Genomic DNA, 15,660 nt, shown 5'->3' with positions numbered 1-15,660 from the left:
CTTTCTTTCATTTCACTCTCCACAGCTCCGAACACAGTGCCCTAACCTTTATCAATTGCACAGCAGAATTAGATAAGGAGTTTAATTATGGGTAAGACAGGGACAACCATCTGGGCACAGGTAAAAGGGGTCAAAGGTCAGATCCGGCTCGTGCCGAAAAAAGAGTCGGAACTCAAGACCCCCGGGCCGAACCAGCGGTTCAAGCAGGGAGCAACAGTCAAGAATATTGACGATGCAGCCGAACAGCAGTTCGGCGGACGTGGCGGCAGGCGCAGTGGCGGCAGGCGCAGTGGCGGCAGCCGGGGAGGGAGCCGTGGCGGAGACCGCGGTGCTCCTGAAAGGACCGGCAACCCCCTGATACGGCGCCGGATGAAGCGCGCTAAGGTCTCGGCGCTGGGCGCAAAGGCCAAGTCAGCACGGTAATTCACCGCACCGTCACCCAAAAGAAGGATTCGTTCAAGAGAGGGGCCGGTGACAAAGGCTCCCAAAGTTCAATAATCCCCTTTTTCATATAAACAGGAAAAATTTTTGTCATGAAAACATTCTATTATGGTGAGTATCTATGGTGAATATGGATCTCCCGACAGCAGTAAAAAGTTACCAGTTCGGCGAACGGGCAAAGTCAGAACTGATTGTAATTTCCCATCTTGCAAACTCTTTGCCCGGGTTCCCGGAACCGGAGCGTACGGGCGGGCGGCGGATGCTGCTAATGGTAATGGAAGCGGTCCGTTCCGAACTACAGTTCGCGTACAACAGCACCAGCCAGCAGGATTTCCAGCGGTCAATAAACGCACTTAATGAGGCGATCTCTTTAGTGGAGAGCAACCAGCCCGAACAGGCGTCGTTAAAGATCGCTGCGGCAATCAGTGCTTCAACAACATCTGCGCAACAGGCATGGCAGGTCCTGTCGGAACATGGACTCCTCTGAATTCCAGGGGTTTCTGACCAGCAGGTCATCGGTGCGGGAATATTCCCCCGATAGTATTACAGATGACGATATCGCTTTCATCCTTGACTGCGCATCCACTGCACCATCCGCCGGAAACCTTGAGGCATGGGACGTTGTGGTAGTCACCGATGAGGATGCGAGACTGGGACTTAAAGACGCAAGCTTCGAACAGGAGCACATCCGGCAGGCGGCAGCCGTCCTCGTTGTCTGCGCAAACTATGTGCGGTCGATGTCAAGGTACGGGGAACGAGGCATCCTGTACGCGGTACAGGACGCGACCATCGCATGCACGTACATGATGCTGGCCGCACATGCTCGGCAGCTCCACTCGTGCTGGACGGGAGCGTTTGATGAAGAATCAGTCAGGGCGATTCTCGGGCTCCCCCAGCACGCGAGGCCTGTTGTGCTCCTTGCTCTCGGCAGGGGACAGGTTCCGGTCACCCTGACGGAACGGATGCCGGTCGCGGAGCACGTCCACCGGGATGCATGGTAAGGGTCAGGAGAGAGGACAATGCCGGATTATCTGGTAACACTTGAATCAGCGTGGATTATTCGGGATGCAAATTCGCTTGACGATGCAATCGGGATCGCGATCAGCGAAGCGGGCAAACGGCTCAACCCTACAGCAAAGTTCGTGGAAGTCGAGGCGGGGATGCTCTCCTGCCCGCACTGCGAGGGAGAACTCTCCAGCGCAATTGTCGTTGCTGACACGGGGCTCGTCGGGCTCTCCCTCGAAATGAAAGTGTTCCGTGCAGAGTCAAAGGACCATGCGGAAAAGATCGCAAAATCTGTCGTGGGAAAGGCGCTGCGGGATGTCCCTCTCAAACTCGTGGACGTGCGGGAACTATGATCCATGTCATCGGGCACACGGCAATTGACCATATATCCACCGTGCACCATCTGCCGGATCCGAACACGTCCACGCATATCACCGACCGCAGGATCTTTTTTGGTGGCGGTGCGGCTAACATTGCCTCAGGAATTGCGAAGCTGGGGGAACCCTGCACACTGGTTTCCTGCGTTGGTGACGATTTCGCAGGTACTGACTACGATCGGTGGCTGAACCATGTCGGGGTACGCCAGCAGTTCTTTGTTGTCCCTGACACCCACACGCCAACCGCGTTCATGTTCACGGACAATACCGGCGCCCAGATGACATTTTTTGAATGGGGTGCATCGAAGGCATTTGCCACTGCAGATGCCCCGGCACTGCCGTTTGTCCATATGGCAACCGCCGATCCGGACTTCAACTGCCGGGTCGCGGGAAAAAGCGAATTTGTGTCCTTTGACCCGGGGCAGGACGTGTTCTGGTACACAAAAGAGCAGCTTGGCTCGATCATTGATAACACCGACATCCTGTTTGCAAACCAGCATGAGGTTGGCCACATGTGCAGGACACTGGGGATTAGCCGCGACGCACTAATTGCGCAGGTCAGCACTGCAGTCTTTACCATGAGCGGGAACGGGAGCATGCTGTACGAAGACGGACACGAAACGTTTATTCCGGTCGTACCGGTACAGCTTGCCGACCCGACCGGAGCGGGAGACTCCTACCGTGCCGGATTTCTCAGCGCGTACGCGAGGGGTTATGCTCTGCCTGACTGCTGCAGGATCGGCACAGTTACCGCATCGTTTGTTGTCGAGCACCCCGGCTGCCAGACCCATCTTCCGGGCTGGGCGTCGATGCTGGGGCGGTACCGGCAGCATTTCGGGAGTCTTGGAGAACCACGCGGGCGGAGATCTGGATGAGCTGGGCAGCACTCACTTCCGGAGGCAAGGATTCGATTCTCGCATGCCAGAAGGCGATTGACAGTAACAAGGATATTGAATTCCTCGTAACGGTCAGGCCGGACAATCCTGATTCCTACATGTTTCACTCGGCAAACCTTGATGCAGTTCAGGTAATCGCACGTGTGGCAGGGATGAAGTACGTTGACATCCGTACCCATGGCAGGAAAGAGGAGGAACTCGCTGACCTCCTGCAGGGGCTTTCCTGCCTGCCAGTCGAAGGGATTGTGGTCGGTGCCGTTGCATCCGTGTACCAGAATGAGCGGGTGACTTCAATTGCAAAGGAGTTATCCCTCGAAGTGTTTGCCCCGCTCTGGCAGATGGACACCGGATTGCTGCTGGAGGAAGTCGCATCGCGGATGGATTCGATGATTGTCGTGACTGCCGCAGAAGGGCTGGACGAAAGTTTTCTTGGCGCCCATATCGATAAGCGGCTGATTGCACGGCTCAAAACAGTCGCGTCACGCCACCGGATCAACCTTGCCGGAGAGGGCGGGGAATATGAGAGCCTAACCCTCAATGCACCTTTCTATGGCCGTCCCGTCACCTGGGCAACCTCGGAAATCCGTACCTCTGGCGGCCGCAGCGAACTCCTGCTCGGGGGCTTTGCCTGATGGCGATCGGCAGTGATGTCAAGCTCGGGCAGCTGACCCGGTTCCTGTTCACCGCCCCGTCGTGGAAACGTTCCCTTGTTATTATCGCACTGCTCGGCCTCCTCATCGATGGCGTAGGAGTGCGTGCATGGGTGATCCTGCCGGTCTCAAACATCCCGTTCTCTGGGACCATCGCGTTCACCCTCCCGGCGCTTGTTGCGTTCCTTGTAACAAAACCTCTCATCGAGCATAGTGGCAAGGCGATGACCTGGAACCGGTCTGCACTGCTCGCACTCAGCTGCACCGTATTTGCGGTCATCATCACGCTTGCCGCATTCATATCCAAGGTTGAGCCCGTTTTCCTTTTCTACGCGATCTCGCTTGGGTTCGTTTTCGGGCTCCGGCTATTTGTGCTGGTCGCGATCGCCGACTACCGGATCCCGCGGATGCTCTTTCCAGCGTTCATCCAGAGCGGCACCGGTATCCTTGCCGGCATGTTCCTCTTCCCGCCGGCAGGCGGGTTTGTCATTTTTGCGCTCGTGCTCCACTGCGTCTTTGGACTTGGATTTGCGATCCTGATCTGGCTGATCGAACGCCCCCTGCAACGGGCATTCCGGATCCGGGGGCTTGCGTTCATCAACGCATTCATCGCCCATACTACAGACGGGTCAAAGGGTATGGAGGACTTCTTCCGCGAGATTGGAGAGGAGATATTTGTCCCGCAGGAGAGCCTGTTTTTTAAACTTCGCAACGGAAAAGGCGTCATCTTTACCGTCCCGAATCTGCACCCCGGCCCCATGGGTGAGATCGGTGGCGGCAACCTGCCCCGGATCCTGCACGATAATTTTGAGGAGGAAACCCTTGTACCGCATGGATGCGCCACGCATGATTTCAACCTCGTCTCTGAGAGCGAGATTTTAAAGGTGATTGCAGCGCTCAGGGATTCACAGCGCAACCTCCAGTACGACGGTACTGCAACCCGCTCTTTCAGGATCTCTACGGGTTCGGTACAGCTGCTCGTCCAGCGGTTTGGGGATGCAATACTGCTGGTCTCCACGCGTTCTCCCCGGCGGACCGAAGACCTCGACTATGCGATCGGCATGGCAATTATGGCAGAAGGGCACCGCTGGTATCCCCACGTTGCGTTTGTCGATGCGCATAACTGTATGACCGACCTCTCGTCACCGGTGCTTGCAGCAACACTCACCGCAACTGAGTATATGAAGGCAGCTCACGCGGCGATGGAGTTATGTCTTTCCGAACAGCTCCGGCCGTTTGCGATAGGGGTCGCCCACCAGACCGTGCCATTCTCCCGCGAGCAGGGATTTGGGGATCTCGGCATCCAGGTGCTTGTCATCGATGTGGCAGGGCAGACAACCGCATATGTCCTCATCGATGGCAATAACATGGCGCAGGGCGTGCGGGAGGTGCTGCTCGAAGCAGTCCTCACCAGAGTGGATGCCGCCGAGATCATGACTACCGATTCGCATGTAGTTAACACGATTACCGGGAAGAACCCGGTGGGAATGCATGTGCCACCTGCGGAGTTCCTGCCGTTTGTCATGCAGGCGGTCAGTGCTGCCCTTGCTGACCGTGCACCCGCGGAAGTGGCGGCAGGTACGGCGCACTGCGACCGTATTGTCGTTTTCGGGTCAAACCGGATCTCACAGCTCGCAAGCACGGTGAACGCAATGCTGATCTATGTCGCCCCTCTCTCCCTTGCGATGCTCCTTTTGGCATTCCTGCTCTCGCTTGTGGCATATATTGTAATTGTCTAGCGCTGCACTCTCCTTTTTTAAAAAAAAGCGAAGAAATCTTTTCTTTAAACAAAGTATTTATGGGAAACCGTTTGATTACTCATTGTAAGGTACAGGAGGGAGCAATAACAGAATTACCGGAATATAGGGCATTATTGTACAGCGGATGAACGATCGTGAAAGGAAAGGTGATCGAATTTCATTCAGCCATGATATCCGGGACCCGCTGGATCGGTGTTGACTTAAACACCACCGGGCATGTGGCGGTGGCCGCCGACCCGTTGAGCGGGAAGGTCATGAAACTGGGAAAGAATGCACCATATATTCACAGCCATTGCCTGAACAACTGTACAAAACTCATAAAATCGGGAAAGTTCTGGAAACTAAAGAAGCTCAAAAGCCGCGAGCGGAGCATCATCAAGGGTGTGATCCACACCATCAGCAGGCAGATCGTTTCGTTTGCGGAATCGGTCGGTTCCGGCATCAAATTCGAGAAACTCTTCAGCCCCCGGCACGACCCTACGAAAGAATCAACGAACTATTTTGAATTCTCGTTTGACAATGCCTCGTTCTTCCACCTCCAGCGGCAGGTCGAACGCAAGGCAAAAAAAGCCGGCATCCCCGTCATCTATGTAAATCCTGCATACACCTCCAAACGGTGCAGCAGGTGCGGCGGGTTCGGCCGGCGGTACCGGAAACGGTTCGAGTGCCCGCACTGCGGGTTTGTTGTGCATGCCGATGTGAATGCGGCATTCAATATCGCCACCGCTTCGTTTGTGATGGATGCGATCGGGGCAGGCAGCGAGATGACCCATGAACGCATCCGGCTTTCAAAAAAGCAGGTGCGCAGGCTTACAAGGACGGCGCCAGTATATGCCTGTTCCGGACATGGCATGTTTTCATCGAAGGATTTTGAGAATCTTCTATATGTATTGGAGTGCCACGATCAGCAGGTGCAATGTACTCCATCCTGATCTTTCTTTTGACCATCGCCCTCATCTCGGTCATTGCAATCAGGTACCGTACTCCGCCGTTCCTCATCCTTTTTGCAGGGGCGCTCTTCTTCGGGATTGCATCCGGGATGCCGCTTAATGACCTTGTTTCGCAGGCGATCGACGGTATGGGCAGGATATTTGCACTGTTAGGGCTGGTGATCCTCGCAGGTGCTGTCATCGCAAAGCTGATGCAGGAGCAGCACCAGATCGAACAGGTCGTTTCTGACCTGAGGTCGATTACAGAAAAGCCGTTTGCCCTCTCCGGGTTTGCCGGGTATATCCTTGCGATCCCGCTGATGTGCTGCATCACGGCATTTGTTATCCTGCAGCCCATAATCAACGGGATGGGAAATTCCAAGAATCACCGGAAAGGGCTGCTCTACACCGCGGCGCTCGGAAGCCTGATATCGTTTGCGCTGATCTACCCGACGCCGGTCATCATCGCGCTCTTTGCAGCACTTCCCGATGCTGCAATCTCCCCGGTTGTCTTCGATCTGTACATGATCCCGGTCTCGCTTTTTTTGCTTGCCGCAGCTGTCCTGCTGATGCGACACCGGTTTGGAGAATCCGGATCCGGTGAACTGCCTGCACCGGCAGTGCAGCCTGTATCAAAGGAAAAGTCCCGTTTTAAGGCATGGTGCCCATTCATCGTGATGGGAATTGTGATGGTAGGCTGCACCGCGCTCTTCCGGCTCTCGCCATCTATCCTGATCCAGATCGTCATGTTCGCTGGGCTGATTGCCGCGCTCACGCTCGCGCCAGCGACAATCCGGACAAGCGCTTTTTCCGCTGGCGCAAAACACGCGGGCGTGATCATCTTTGACCTCTGCGGGGCGGGAGCACTCGGTGCGGTGATCGGTGCAAGTGCAATGGGAACGGAGGCGTACTCCCTGCTTATCCCGTGCCTCCCGCTGCTTGCCGTGCCATTCCTGCTCGCGGCACTGGTCCAGACAGCCCAGGGTTCCCGGGTCGTGACTGCGGTAATCACCGGCGAGATCATTGCAGGAACCGGCATTGCCACGTCCATCCATCCGATCCCGCTCATCCTGCTCATCAGTGGCGGCGCATGCATTGTGTCGTACGTCACCGACCCGTACTTCTGGCTCGTCCAGCGGGCGACGGGGGACGATGTTGCTACGGTTGTTAAGAACTACACGGTCCCGCTCGCCGCGTTCGGTGTTATGATGTTTGTCGTGGCTGCTGCAATGGAGATAGGATTGCCTTTGTAGGAAATAATTCGGGGCATCTGTAATGCAAAAATTTTTTTTAAAAAATAATTATTCTGAATTTCCGTACCGGGTGATCTTCCTGCAGTGCGTGGAAGCCCACGCGGCTTTTTTTGTGGATTAACCTTCAGGTTCAATGAATCCCCTGCAGGGTTATTGTAATTAACCGTGATGATTTTGGCATTATATATGGTGCTTCCTTCAACCACACTATCATATGAAGAACTATTCAGAAAAAGGAGCCATCGGATTTTTGCGATGCAGATTACAGGAAGCGGCGCATGATCACCGGACGATCCGAAGGTTCCAAATCCATTCAGGAGGGAACTGACCAATGACCAATATTGGAGATGTTATCAGGCAGGTTGAATCTGTTGTTTCTGACACCGAGTATCCCCCGACACGGGAACAACTCAAAGTCGTCAACAAGATCTTAAAAACCGTGCATGCACACAATCTTGCCAAAACAGCTCACCACCAGGGCAGCTCATTCAGGACAAGAATACTAAGCTGATTTATTCCGGGAACAAAACTAAAACGTGAAAAATGGACTTATGGTTTATCCAGAGAGATTTGTACCTGAATTTTTGCGGCATCTAACTTCTGATACCGCTGACAACCGGTCTTTTGGTTGCTGCCATTTCGCACTAAAATTTTCTCACCGGACGATCACCGATGCGTTCGCATCGAACGGGTTGGTACGCATCGCGAGCGAAAAGAGGTACGGATAGTTGGTCTTTAAGTGCTTCATATACATCAGCCATTCCCGGATCAGCAGTTCGTAGACCCTGTTGCCGTCGCCTGAAAGGTGATCATAATCGGCTTTGGGGAGCTCAATGAGCCGTTCACGGATACGCAGCTCCTCGGTAAGGTGGAAAAGCGCCTGCATCAGTTCGGTAAAAGCATCGTGTTCGATCAAGTATGGGTTTTCAAGCATAGCAACCATGAGCGGCTTGTTTGATGATAAGAACCGGTTGAGTGCCGGCAGATCGAGGTTCCTGCTGTCGAGCCTGACATTGTGGCCGGACAGGGTGGATACGGCGTTTACAAAATCGGTTTCTGACCAGTTAGTTGAGACCACCAGCATGTTTTTTATGACGCCAAGGTCGGGATCGGCAGCAGAGAACCGCCGGAGCAGGTCGGTCCCGATCTCGGAGTAAAAGACCCCGACCAGCATGTTTATCTTGCGCAGGCGCTCGGTGCGTTCGCGCTCGGACATATAAAATTCAAAGACATTGGCGGCAAGAGCAACAAAACACCCGACACCGGTAATAATGACAGCGAGAGTGATGATTTTACCCGGTACAGTCTGAGGCGAGATGTCGCCAAACCCTACCGTTGCAATCGTCACAATCACGAAATAGAAGGCATCAAACGGGTGAAGATCTTCAGCGGCTGTCAGGCCGATCGTTCCACAGATGACGACTGCGGCAAGCACGGTAATATAGATCCGGAGCCGGAACCTGACACGTTCCTGCATGCACTCTTCTCATACCCGCTGCTATTAAAGTTCTGCGAAAAAGTTAACGATACCCCCGACCAGATTCGAACTGGTGTCGCCGGATCCAAAGTCCTGCATGATTGACCGCTACACTACGGGGGTGTGCTGTGCCAATACTATTTGCGTGATTCGATATTTAAGCGATGGGGGACTTCATATTCCCGGAAAAGAAAATATATTCATCGCCCCGGTTTTTTTACCGATAAAAGTGTATTAAAAAAACAGCCAGTTTTCATATAGCATTATATGGTTTATAAAAAAGAATTTCAGATGTTCGGTGGCTTTTCATTGTTGCCGGAGAGCGGGAAGAACTGCTGGTATACCTGCCGGCGCTCGTCGATATCGGTGTGGAGATATATCTCGGTGGTTTTGATGGAGGTGTGGCCGAGGTTTTCCTGCACAACCCGCAGGTTCTTTGAACGCCTGTACAGTTCGCTTGCATAACTATGCCGGATCTTGTGGGGGGTGATACCTACCGGTGCATAGTGCCGGAAGATATGCTGGATGGCACGAGGGGAGATATTTTTGCCCTGCTGCCCTGCAAAGAGGGGGCCGGTAATCTGGGTACCGGAAAAATTTTTTATCGCTTCAAGGGTCTCATCATCGACAAACACGATACGGAGCTTGTCACCCTTGCCCCGTATCCTGATAGTGTGCTCCTCAAAGTCAATATCCTCGATGTTGATGTTGCAAAGCTCTGAGACCCGGACACCGGTGGCATAAATCGTCCGTATGATCAGCTTGTCCCGTTCATCAGGGATGGAGTCGATGAGCCGTAGCACCTGGCTGTGCTTGAGATACTTGACCTCCTGCTGTTTTATCCTCGGGCGTTCGATCCCGATCATCGGGTTTGCCACAACAGCACCCTGCGTATATAAAAAACGGTAAAACGAACTTAACGTGGAGATAACACGGTGAAAAGTCTTGGGTTTGTAGGTGCGCATCGATGATAAGAATGAAAGAAAATCAGTGATCATCACCGGGTTTACATCGACACCGGTATCAAGACGGGCCTTCTGGAGGTCTTTCCAGTAAAAGACAAGTTTGGTCACTTCAGTATGCCGGCGCAACCAGACATAAAACGCGAAATGCTTGATCACCTGTTCGTAACTGTCAAGTGTGCGGTCGGAGTAATTGCGCATCCGGAGGTAATCCCGGTAGCTCTTGAGCCACTCCGAAAAATAACCGCTTTCCATGGTTTATTCTTTATTATCTCTTTTGATTAAAGGTTTGCGCAGAATAGTCATTTAGCGACAAATCGATTTTTGCCTGCTGAACAGCTACTCTGCGCTCCATGGATTGCACCGAACCGCTGCATCACGCTCAAGGCCACGGCACTAAAAAGACTCCGGGAGATCAACCCCGGGGGCTGCGTGGTGGGCTTGTCCGATGTTTTTTCTTTGGGTCACCGGACATGATAAACTTTCTCAGTTTGAAAAACCGCCAATTCCCAAAAAAGGGGGATGCTGAGGTATACCCCACCCCTCAGATCGTGCCCGCAATGTGCCAATTTCAAAAGGTTTCGTCTGAAAAAATGAAAAAGTGACTACAAAGTAGCTGCAGGGTCACTTTCCGGCTCGAGACACTTTTTCAGCATGAAGACCCCCACATTCAAGTGAACTCGGGAAGGGACCGGGCGATCACACGCACCAACATACAGCAGGACCAGCAGCTCATCACGGGTCAGATCTGCAGGGTCCACAAAATCACCTGGCTGCTGCAGCGGCCGGCTCGAGATCCTCCAGCAGGTCCTTCCGGCACCCGCTCATCCGGCACATGGCCGGGCGGGTTGCATAGATGTCACACCAATCCGGTCCTTCTTGACAATAATCCTCACCACAGTACGGGCAGGGATTCACCTGCAGGTGCGGGCATATACTCGGGATCACCAGGTTGCCCTTGATAATCCGGATTCCCCTGGCTGCCATCCACTCGAGGTTAACCTTCACCCTCCAGGAGCGATCGCGTTTGTCCAGGGGAATTATCACATACTTGCAGCACAGACCGCAGCGGTCACACGTGTTCGTTTCCATCGCCTATAACCAAGGTATTTTCTTTGATAAGATTGCCGCCATTTTCCATGTACGGACCAAAACAATTACAGAAGATCCAGAGCGGTATTCTATATTCGTTAAGACAGGGGTTTTCGGGTTCCAATCCGGTATAGTAAGGATTCATCTGGAGGACTTTTTTCCCGGCTTCTGTAGGTACAAATTTCACATATTCATTCAGATTGATCCTTACCATGGCGATCGCTCCACAGGAAATACCACTTTTTTAAATTTATTTCTCAGCTTTATCAATTCTTTGCCCCGTTCCAGTGGAAATGGTTTTTTGAAAAACAAATGATCTGCCACGGACTCAAAAAATACCGCAAAATCGGGCGATTTCGTTTTTTGTCGTGCAACGATTATTCTGCGACAGATTTCGCAGCGAAATTACACCGACGGTGATATACCGCCAGTTGCTATATACAAAAAGGAAAAAGGGACGGTGCAATCAGGCCAGCGGATCGTTGCCCTGGTTTGTAAGCCCCGCCAGCTCATCGATGAGCACTGCTTTTTTGGGATTGTTCCGTTCCCAGATTGCGACGGCTTGCTGAGGGTGAATGAAGCCATTGCGGTAGTCCAGCCATGCTTTCCAGTTTTCAGCGTCAAGCTTCTGGAGCTCACGCCTGATCTCAAGGTTTCGTGCAGATGTCATAGAGGGATTCCAAAGAATTTTCCGGCCAGGCTCAAGGCCAGAGCCCGGTTCGTGATCATAAAATACAATGCCAGGGCAACCAGGGCAATGTCTTCCGGCAGGTCGAAGGCGATCCAGTAATAGTGATACTTTGCCTTCAGGTCCGCCTTCCATTCTGGAGAAAGGGGCAGGGTGTCAATGTCAGCATATGCTACCGGCTTCCGCTTCCAGAATTTGAGGCCTTCCAGAAGACCATAGCCTACAGCATGCCACTCGACCGCCGTCAGTCCCAAAAAGGTTGGGGTGGCGGGGTCCTCCATCATTCGGGAACTCCAGCACCACATGCGATCTTTGTCTCCAGGATGATGAGCCTGCGATCAAGATCTGCAATTTTCTGCCAGACCCTCCAGTTGCCAGCGAGAGTCGCCCCTACATCCAGCAGGACCAGCCCGACAATGAGCTCTTCGTACACTATGCCCCGCTCCCGTGGTCCTTGATCATCGAGTAGAGCGTAGGCTCGCACTTCTGAGCCCATGCGATCTCTGCGTTGGTGAAATCCTGCCCGGAGTTCAATTTGTTCACCAGGCGCTGAGCTTCCGCGACGGCATCGGCGGGTTGGTCGCAGAGGACCTGGGTGATTTGTCCAGGCTTGTTGATGTAGATATACCCGTCAGTGCTCTTGTTGGTGCCATCATTCGGATCGCAGAATTTCCCTGATAATGCACAGATGATCGGGTTCACATACTTGACGTCAGACCCAACGATGGGATCCCCCGCGGCCGTGGTCCCGGTCTGCTTGTCAGCGGGTGCATCCTTGTTTGGCATCAGGGATAGAGCCATTTTTTGCAGGAAATCCTTACCGAAATACAGCAGGGCGATGATGAAGACCACGATCGCCACGATCGCCACGATCAGGCCCTCAGCTCCGAGCTTCATGCCCTCACCCCGCGGCGGGATCCTCGTGGCAAAGCCACGAAGACCAGGACAATGAACAGGACCGCAACACCGGCGAGCAGGTACATGCCATAGCCCCCGGCTTTCGTGATGAGGTCCTGTACCGTTGTATTTGTGTCAACAATAGCCGTATTTGTGTCAACAATAGCCGTTTTGTCCGTTACCTTCACGATGGGATCTGCCGGGTAATCCCCCGTGCCGGTAAATTTCACCACATCGGTGAGCGGGACCAGTTTCCCATTGACCAGGACATTTGGCGTGAAATCCGTTTTTGGAGCTGCCACTCCTGCCGTAATCTGCTGCTGAATTGCAGCCATCTGTGCCTGGGCATAGTCATATGCATATTGAGCATCTGAAAATGCCCTTTTGACATCCAGGGTGGGCTCCGGTCCCGTGTAATTTGTGTCCATCCAGAATTGAGATCCTACCTGAACGCCCCCGTTCTGGGCTGAGGACAGCCAGGCCTGGATCTCCGTGTCCGACCATCCCGCCGCTTTCCGGCTATCAATCTGCCATTGCTCGATTGCCATGTTTTATACCTCCTTTCATTGCCATGAAGACCAGGACAAGGAACAGGACCGCAACACCGGCGAGCAGGTATATGCCATAGCCCCCGGCTTTGGTGATGAGGTCCTGTACGGAGATCCCTGCGGGTGTCACGGCGGCTAACCCTCCTTTTTGCGTGCTGTTGTCCGTCATTGTAGTGCTGTCAATCGTCTCGGTCGGGTTAGTGCCCTGGTTAAGTGCTTTGATAATCGCATCTGCAGATGCTCCTGCAATTGCGGCTTTCGTTGCAAGGGTTTCTGCATTACCCCCCATCGCTTGAATTTGGGCATACTGAGCGGGGGTAAATCCGGGGATCGGAACACCGGCATATTGCGTGATGCCTGGAATGTACAGATTAATTACCGGTGCAGGTTCAGGCGGGGGCGGGTTGTATGACGCCTTGAAAGTGCCATCGTCATTAACGACAATTTCACTTTCGGACAATCCCATCGTTAATAGACGCTGCCGTCCTATCCGTTGCTGTCCTGCAGGGTTTTTGTAACATTCAGGCCATGCCAAAAGAACATCTGATTCCTGACAATGGCTATCAAACCATGCATCATTGGTCATTTAGACCGCCTGTCCGTCTGCATTACAGAGGATAACGGTGAAAATCCTCCCAGAATCACCGGTGATGGGTGTCATTCTGCAACTGAATATATCATTCAGGTCTGCGGCCACGTCCCCGCAAACTGTGATCGTGTTCCCTTCAATACCGGCACCAGCGTTATTCCAAAAGGGGACTTCATTTTTCATCACAGAGATTGTATCTCCTGCTGCAATTGGACGGTAATTGTGGAATTTTACGCGGTAGGTTCCGGCACGAGTAACAAAGATGTTACACATATATGTGCCAGCCACTTGAGTTCTAAATGATTCCGTTTTTGCGATCGTATCCCCGGCGGCACTTGCAGTAGCTCCACAAATTTTTTTCCCACCTGGAACCTTCAGGTCTGCATCCCATGAAATTGCTGATATGGATGCTGATGGGTTAACGACGTTAAATCCGCCCATAATTTACCTCTTGTAGGCCGAGACGATCACTTCGATGACGGCGTCTGCAGTATCGCTCACAATCCATTTTTTTGACAGATTGATGAGTTCCCCGGGGTTGCATGAATACGAAAATGTCTGGCCAATACCAGTGAGCCGGTACTCCTCTGCTTTAATCGAGCCGAGTGCGATGTATGAGGCGGTCCCCATGCTCCGGACACGGATCACGTACGAAAGGACCCAGAACTCATCGATCCCTGGAAAAAGGGATTGTTTTTCCCCCGGCACCGTTATCGTGTAGGGGTCAGACTCTTCAACTTCTTTGTATCCTGGCGGGATCATACGATCACCGCCGGGTTACGCAAGCTGCTTGAGTTGGACCATCACGGCGCCCCGCGTCTGCGGGTTGCCGATCGGGATGGGAAGCGGGATCCTGTTGTTGAGCGTGTTCAGGACCGTGGTGTTGATCCACTTGATGCCGGTGTCCTTGTTGTTCACCCAGAGATTCGTCTTGGTGGTGTCCGTCCCGCCGGTGACCTCTGCGAGATCGACAAGATACACGGGTTCGGGCAGGCTGATGAAAGACAGGCCTGAAGAGTCAAATGTCGCAAATGCGTTTGCCACATCGGAGAAGCTGAGAGCTTCCACGTAGGGCGTTCCCGAGATTCCACGGAATGAGACCGTACCTTTGAAGGCTGCTGCTGCCATTTCTGATCACTCCTTAATAGATCCAGCCCGCGGAACTCATCCCGGCCTGGTTGCCGGTTACCGCTCCGGAAAGCGATGTCATGGCCGGGACCCGGCTCTTGAGCTGTACAATACCCCATTTCACAACGAAGACCACTGCGAAAATCAGGGCAACCGCGACGATTGCCCCCAGAATCCATCCGGGCGTAGCCCGGGGGTGCGTGAGGTCCGCACCCTGAGCGAGAGCTTTTGGTTTGAATGACATAGAGAGAGCCTCCCTATTACCGGCGGTATTTGGTACTTGACATATAAGAGAAGATGTCAAGAAACCGTCAAAAACGTGACAAAAAAGGGGATTAAAGCCGCTTGACGGGGCTTATGACCCCGTGATCGAGATCCACGATGATGTGCTGTCCCTGTTCCAGGGTCCGCAGGATCTCCAGGCTGCCCGCTCCGGTCGCAGCCCACCGCTCGAGCTGTTCGATGTCGTCCGGTGAGGTGTTCTGGAAGAGCACCAGGTAATTGAACCTGGTCCGGTAGTCCGGGTGCACGGCCATGGGGCGCTTGCCGATGACCATGGAGCCGATCCCCCTGTTCCTGGCTGTCGTACAGAACCTCGTCGTGCTCGGGGTCTTGTTCCGGAAGTAATTGTCCGCTTCATCAAAGACCGAGAAACAGTTGCCGATCGAGTAGATTGTGTTGATGCAGTCTTCACACTCTTCCTGCCCGCCGCCTTCGTAGTCCCAGACGTTGGCGGCTGCCTTCATGTCCTGGTAATCGTTCCGGTTGAAATCGAGGATGTAGAGCCGGCCTGCAGGTACCACCTTCGCATGGGCGCGGACCCAGTGCGTTTTTCCGCTGTTCGCCTTGCCGGTGATGAAGAGCCAGTCGTTGGATTTGATTTTCATGCGAAGCCCCCATTGTACCAGAATTGGATGAAAAACATGATTGCCCCGCAAATTGTCAAAATGATCACCGTTTCCCAGTCC

25 protein-coding genes and 1 tRNA gene are annotated in these 15,660 nt (G+C 53.4%); 10 read left to right on the top strand and 16 right to left on the bottom strand.

Features of this window, described 5'->3' with window-relative positions; translation table 11 throughout:
• Nucleotides 1–87 precede the first annotated feature (87 nt).
• The 10 genes from OS112_03380 to OS112_03335 all read left to right on the top strand — a co-directional run bounded on the left by OS112_03380 (nucleotide 88) and on the right by OS112_03335 (nucleotide 7,822).
• Nucleotides 88–423, top strand: coding sequence for a DUF5350 domain-containing protein (locus tag OS112_03380; GenBank protein WAC05683.1), 336 nt, complete (start codon nucleotides 88–90; stop codon nucleotides 421–423).
• A 139-nt stretch (nucleotides 424–562) separates the two neighbouring features.
• Nucleotides 563–928, top strand: a complete 366-nt coding sequence (locus tag OS112_03375) for a hypothetical protein (protein ID WAC05682.1) — start codon at nucleotides 563–565, stop codon at nucleotides 926–928.
• Nucleotides 915–1,442 carry a nitroreductase family protein gene (locus OS112_03370; protein WAC05681.1) on the top strand — a complete coding sequence of 176 codons (528 nt, stop codon included), beginning with the start codon at nucleotides 915–917 and terminating at the stop codon, nucleotides 1,440–1,442. Before OS112_03375 ends, OS112_03370 begins: the two co-directional genes overlap by 14 nt.
• Nucleotides 1,443–1,460: 18 nt before the next feature.
• Nucleotides 1,461–1,799 carry a DUF555 domain-containing protein gene (locus OS112_03365; GenBank protein ID WAC05680.1) on the top strand — a complete coding sequence of 113 codons (339 nt, stop codon included), beginning with the start codon at nucleotides 1,461–1,463 and terminating at the stop codon, nucleotides 1,797–1,799.
• Nucleotides 1,796–2,698: a carbohydrate kinase family protein gene (locus OS112_03360; protein ID WAC05679.1), complete on the top strand. Its 903-nt coding sequence runs from the start codon at nucleotides 1,796–1,798 to the stop codon at nucleotides 2,696–2,698. The genes OS112_03365 and OS112_03360 overlap by 4 nt, the downstream gene beginning before the upstream one ends.
• Nucleotides 2,695–3,351 carry a diphthine--ammonia ligase gene (locus OS112_03355; protein WAC05678.1) on the top strand — a complete coding sequence of 219 codons (657 nt, stop codon included), beginning with the start codon at nucleotides 2,695–2,697 and terminating at the stop codon, nucleotides 3,349–3,351. The genes OS112_03360 and OS112_03355 overlap by 4 nt, the downstream gene beginning before the upstream one ends.
• Entirely contained in the window at nucleotides 3,351–5,108 is a 1,758-nt protein-coding gene (locus OS112_03350; GenBank protein WAC05677.1) for a DUF2070 family protein, read from the top strand. The genes OS112_03355 and OS112_03350 overlap by 1 nt, the downstream gene beginning before the upstream one ends.
• 155 nt (nucleotides 5,109–5,263) lie before the next feature.
• Complete coding sequence (locus OS112_03345; GenBank protein WAC05676.1) at nucleotides 5,264–6,061, top strand: transposase; 798 nt, start codon at nucleotides 5,264–5,266, stop codon at nucleotides 6,059–6,061.
• Nucleotides 6,046–7,311, top strand: a complete 1,266-nt coding sequence (locus tag OS112_03340) for a GntP family permease (GenBank protein ID WAC05675.1) — start codon at nucleotides 6,046–6,048, stop codon at nucleotides 7,309–7,311. Before OS112_03345 ends, OS112_03340 begins: the two co-directional genes overlap by 16 nt.
• 331 nt (nucleotides 7,312–7,642) lie before the next feature.
• Nucleotides 7,643–7,822, top strand: a complete 180-nt coding sequence (locus OS112_03335; GenBank protein WAC05674.1) for a hypothetical protein — start codon at nucleotides 7,643–7,645, stop codon at nucleotides 7,820–7,822.
• Between the two features lie 144 nt (nucleotides 7,823–7,966).
• On the opposite strand, the gene OS112_03330 is transcribed toward OS112_03335, so the two are convergent.
• From OS112_03330 to OS112_03255, 16 genes are all read right to left on the bottom strand, one after another.
• The gene (locus OS112_03330) at nucleotides 7,967–8,788 is read right to left on the bottom strand and encodes a potassium channel family protein (protein WAC05673.1); all 822 of its coding nucleotides are present in this window, start codon (nucleotides 8,786–8,788) and stop codon (nucleotides 7,967–7,969) included.
• Nucleotides 8,789–8,838: 50 nt separating this feature from the next.
• Nucleotides 8,839–8,911: transfer RNA gene (locus OS112_03325), tRNA-Gln, on the bottom strand.
• Nucleotides 8,912–9,075: 164 nt separating this feature from the next.
• Nucleotides 9,076–10,005, bottom strand: a complete 930-nt coding sequence (locus tag OS112_03320; protein ID WAC05672.1) for a tyrosine-type recombinase/integrase — start codon at nucleotides 10,003–10,005, stop codon at nucleotides 9,076–9,078.
• Nucleotides 10,006–10,515: 510 nt separating this feature from the next.
• Entirely contained in the window at nucleotides 10,516–10,842 is a 327-nt protein-coding gene (locus OS112_03315) for a YkgJ family cysteine cluster protein (protein WAC05671.1), read from the bottom strand.
• Nucleotides 10,823–11,056 (bottom strand): hypothetical protein, encoded by a 234-nt coding sequence (locus OS112_03310; protein ID WAC05670.1) that lies wholly within the window; start codon nucleotides 11,054–11,056, stop codon nucleotides 10,823–10,825. The genes OS112_03315 and OS112_03310 overlap by 20 nt, the downstream gene beginning before the upstream one ends.
• A gap of 252 nt (nucleotides 11,057–11,308) precedes the next feature.
• Nucleotides 11,309–11,512, bottom strand: coding sequence for a hypothetical protein (locus OS112_03305; protein ID WAC05669.1), 204 nt, complete (start codon nucleotides 11,510–11,512; stop codon nucleotides 11,309–11,311).
• Nucleotides 11,509–11,814 (bottom strand): hypothetical protein, encoded by a 306-nt coding sequence (locus OS112_03300; protein ID WAC05668.1) that lies wholly within the window; start codon nucleotides 11,812–11,814, stop codon nucleotides 11,509–11,511. Before OS112_03300 ends, OS112_03305 begins: the two co-directional genes overlap by 4 nt.
• On the bottom strand, nucleotides 11,811–11,963 hold the full coding sequence (locus OS112_03295; protein ID WAC05667.1) for a hypothetical protein: 153 nt from the start codon (nucleotides 11,961–11,963) through the stop codon (nucleotides 11,811–11,813). Before OS112_03295 ends, OS112_03300 begins: the two co-directional genes overlap by 4 nt.
• A complete protein-coding gene (locus OS112_03290) occupies nucleotides 11,963–12,427 on the bottom strand; it encodes a hypothetical protein (GenBank protein ID WAC05666.1) in 465 nt (154 codons plus the stop codon). The genes OS112_03295 and OS112_03290 overlap by 1 nt, the downstream gene beginning before the upstream one ends.
• Nucleotides 12,424–12,975 carry a hypothetical protein gene (locus OS112_03285; protein WAC05665.1) on the bottom strand — a complete coding sequence of 184 codons (552 nt, stop codon included), beginning with the start codon at nucleotides 12,973–12,975 and terminating at the stop codon, nucleotides 12,424–12,426. Before OS112_03285 ends, OS112_03290 begins: the two co-directional genes overlap by 4 nt.
• Nucleotides 12,950–13,441 (bottom strand): hypothetical protein, encoded by a 492-nt coding sequence (locus tag OS112_03280; GenBank protein WAC05664.1) that lies wholly within the window; start codon nucleotides 13,439–13,441, stop codon nucleotides 12,950–12,952. Before OS112_03280 ends, OS112_03285 begins: the two co-directional genes overlap by 26 nt.
• Before the next feature lie 120 nt (nucleotides 13,442–13,561).
• Nucleotides 13,562–14,005: a hypothetical protein gene (locus OS112_03275; GenBank protein WAC05663.1), complete on the bottom strand. Its 444-nt coding sequence runs from the start codon at nucleotides 14,003–14,005 to the stop codon at nucleotides 13,562–13,564.
• A gap of 3 nt (nucleotides 14,006–14,008) precedes the next feature.
• Nucleotides 14,009–14,326, bottom strand: coding sequence for a hypothetical protein (locus OS112_03270; protein WAC05662.1), 318 nt, complete (start codon nucleotides 14,324–14,326; stop codon nucleotides 14,009–14,011).
• Between the two features lie 15 nt (nucleotides 14,327–14,341).
• On the bottom strand, nucleotides 14,342–14,692 hold the full coding sequence (locus OS112_03265) for a hypothetical protein (protein WAC05661.1): 351 nt from the start codon (nucleotides 14,690–14,692) through the stop codon (nucleotides 14,342–14,344).
• Between the two features lie 13 nt (nucleotides 14,693–14,705).
• Nucleotides 14,706–14,936 carry a hypothetical protein gene (locus OS112_03260; protein WAC05660.1) on the bottom strand — a complete coding sequence of 77 codons (231 nt, stop codon included), beginning with the start codon at nucleotides 14,934–14,936 and terminating at the stop codon, nucleotides 14,706–14,708.
• Nucleotides 14,937–15,027: 91 nt separating this feature from the next.
• On the bottom strand, nucleotides 15,028–15,579 hold the full coding sequence (locus OS112_03255; GenBank protein ID WAC05659.1) for a hypothetical protein: 552 nt from the start codon (nucleotides 15,577–15,579) through the stop codon (nucleotides 15,028–15,030).
• Between the last annotated feature and the right edge of the window lie 81 nt (nucleotides 15,580–15,660).

The sequence above is a fragment of the Methanoregula sp. genome, assembly GCA_026625165.1.
GTDB lineage: Archaea > Halobacteriota > Methanomicrobia > Methanomicrobiales > Methanospirillaceae > MVRE01.
This window is presented reverse-complemented; position numbering and strand designations above follow the sequence as displayed.

What these genes read in the sequence shown, in the direction of transcription:
- OS112_03380 (WAC05683.1), top strand. Translation starts at nt 88, where the DNA reads ATGGGTAAGACAGGGACAACCATCTGGGCACAGGTAAAAGGGGTCAAA.
- OS112_03375 (WAC05682.1), top strand. Translation starts at nt 563, where the DNA reads ATGGTGAATATGGATCTCCCGACAGCAGTAAAAAGTTACCAGTTCGGC.
- OS112_03370 (WAC05681.1), top strand. Translation starts at nt 915, where the DNA reads ATGGACTCCTCTGAATTCCAGGGGTTTCTGACCAGCAGGTCATCGGTG.
- OS112_03365 (WAC05680.1), top strand. Translation starts at nt 1,461, where the DNA reads ATGCCGGATTATCTGGTAACACTTGAATCAGCGTGGATTATTCGGGAT.
- OS112_03360 (WAC05679.1), top strand. Translation starts at nt 1,796, where the DNA reads ATGATCCATGTCATCGGGCACACGGCAATTGACCATATATCCACCGTG.
- OS112_03355 (WAC05678.1), top strand. Translation starts at nt 2,695, where the DNA reads ATGAGCTGGGCAGCACTCACTTCCGGAGGCAAGGATTCGATTCTCGCA.
- OS112_03350 (WAC05677.1), top strand. Translation starts at nt 3,351, where the DNA reads ATGGCGATCGGCAGTGATGTCAAGCTCGGGCAGCTGACCCGGTTCCTG.
- OS112_03340 (WAC05675.1), top strand. Translation starts at nt 6,046, where the DNA reads ATGTACTCCATCCTGATCTTTCTTTTGACCATCGCCCTCATCTCGGTC.
- OS112_03335 (WAC05674.1), top strand. Translation starts at nt 7,643, where the DNA reads ATGACCAATATTGGAGATGTTATCAGGCAGGTTGAATCTGTTGTTTCT.
- OS112_03330 (WAC05673.1), bottom strand. Translation starts at nt 8,788, where the DNA reads ATGCAGGAACGTGTCAGGTTCCGGCTCCGGATCTATATTACCGTGCTT.
- OS112_03320 (WAC05672.1), bottom strand. Translation starts at nt 10,005, where the DNA reads ATGGAAAGCGGTTATTTTTCGGAGTGGCTCAAGAGCTACCGGGATTAC.
- OS112_03315 (WAC05671.1), bottom strand. Translation starts at nt 10,842, where the DNA reads ATGGAAACGAACACGTGTGACCGCTGCGGTCTGTGCTGCAAGTATGTG.
- OS112_03310 (WAC05670.1), bottom strand. Translation starts at nt 11,056, where the DNA reads ATGGTAAGGATCAATCTGAATGAATATGTGAAATTTGTACCTACAGAA.
- OS112_03305 (WAC05669.1), bottom strand. Translation starts at nt 11,512, where the DNA reads ATGACATCTGCACGAAACCTTGAGATCAGGCGTGAGCTCCAGAAGCTT.
- OS112_03300 (WAC05668.1), bottom strand. Translation starts at nt 11,814, where the DNA reads ATGATGGAGGACCCCGCCACCCCAACCTTTTTGGGACTGACGGCGGTC.
- OS112_03290 (WAC05666.1), bottom strand. Translation starts at nt 12,427, where the DNA reads ATGAAGCTCGGAGCTGAGGGCCTGATCGTGGCGATCGTGGCGATCGTG.
- OS112_03285 (WAC05665.1), bottom strand. Translation starts at nt 12,975, where the DNA reads ATGGCAATCGAGCAATGGCAGATTGATAGCCGGAAAGCGGCGGGATGG.
- OS112_03280 (WAC05664.1), bottom strand. Translation starts at nt 13,441, where the DNA reads ATGGGATTGTCCGAAAGTGAAATTGTCGTTAATGACGATGGCACTTTC.
- OS112_03275 (WAC05663.1), bottom strand. Translation starts at nt 14,005, where the DNA reads ATGGGCGGATTTAACGTCGTTAACCCATCAGCATCCATATCAGCAATT.
- OS112_03270 (WAC05662.1), bottom strand. Translation starts at nt 14,326, where the DNA reads ATGATCCCGCCAGGATACAAAGAAGTTGAAGAGTCTGACCCCTACACG.
- OS112_03265 (WAC05661.1), bottom strand. Translation starts at nt 14,692, where the DNA reads ATGGCAGCAGCAGCCTTCAAAGGTACGGTCTCATTCCGTGGAATCTCG.
- OS112_03260 (WAC05660.1), bottom strand. Translation starts at nt 14,936, where the DNA reads ATGTCATTCAAACCAAAAGCTCTCGCTCAGGGTGCGGACCTCACGCAC.
- OS112_03255 (WAC05659.1), bottom strand. Translation starts at nt 15,579, where the DNA reads ATGAAAATCAAATCCAACGACTGGCTCTTCATCACCGGCAAGGCGAAC.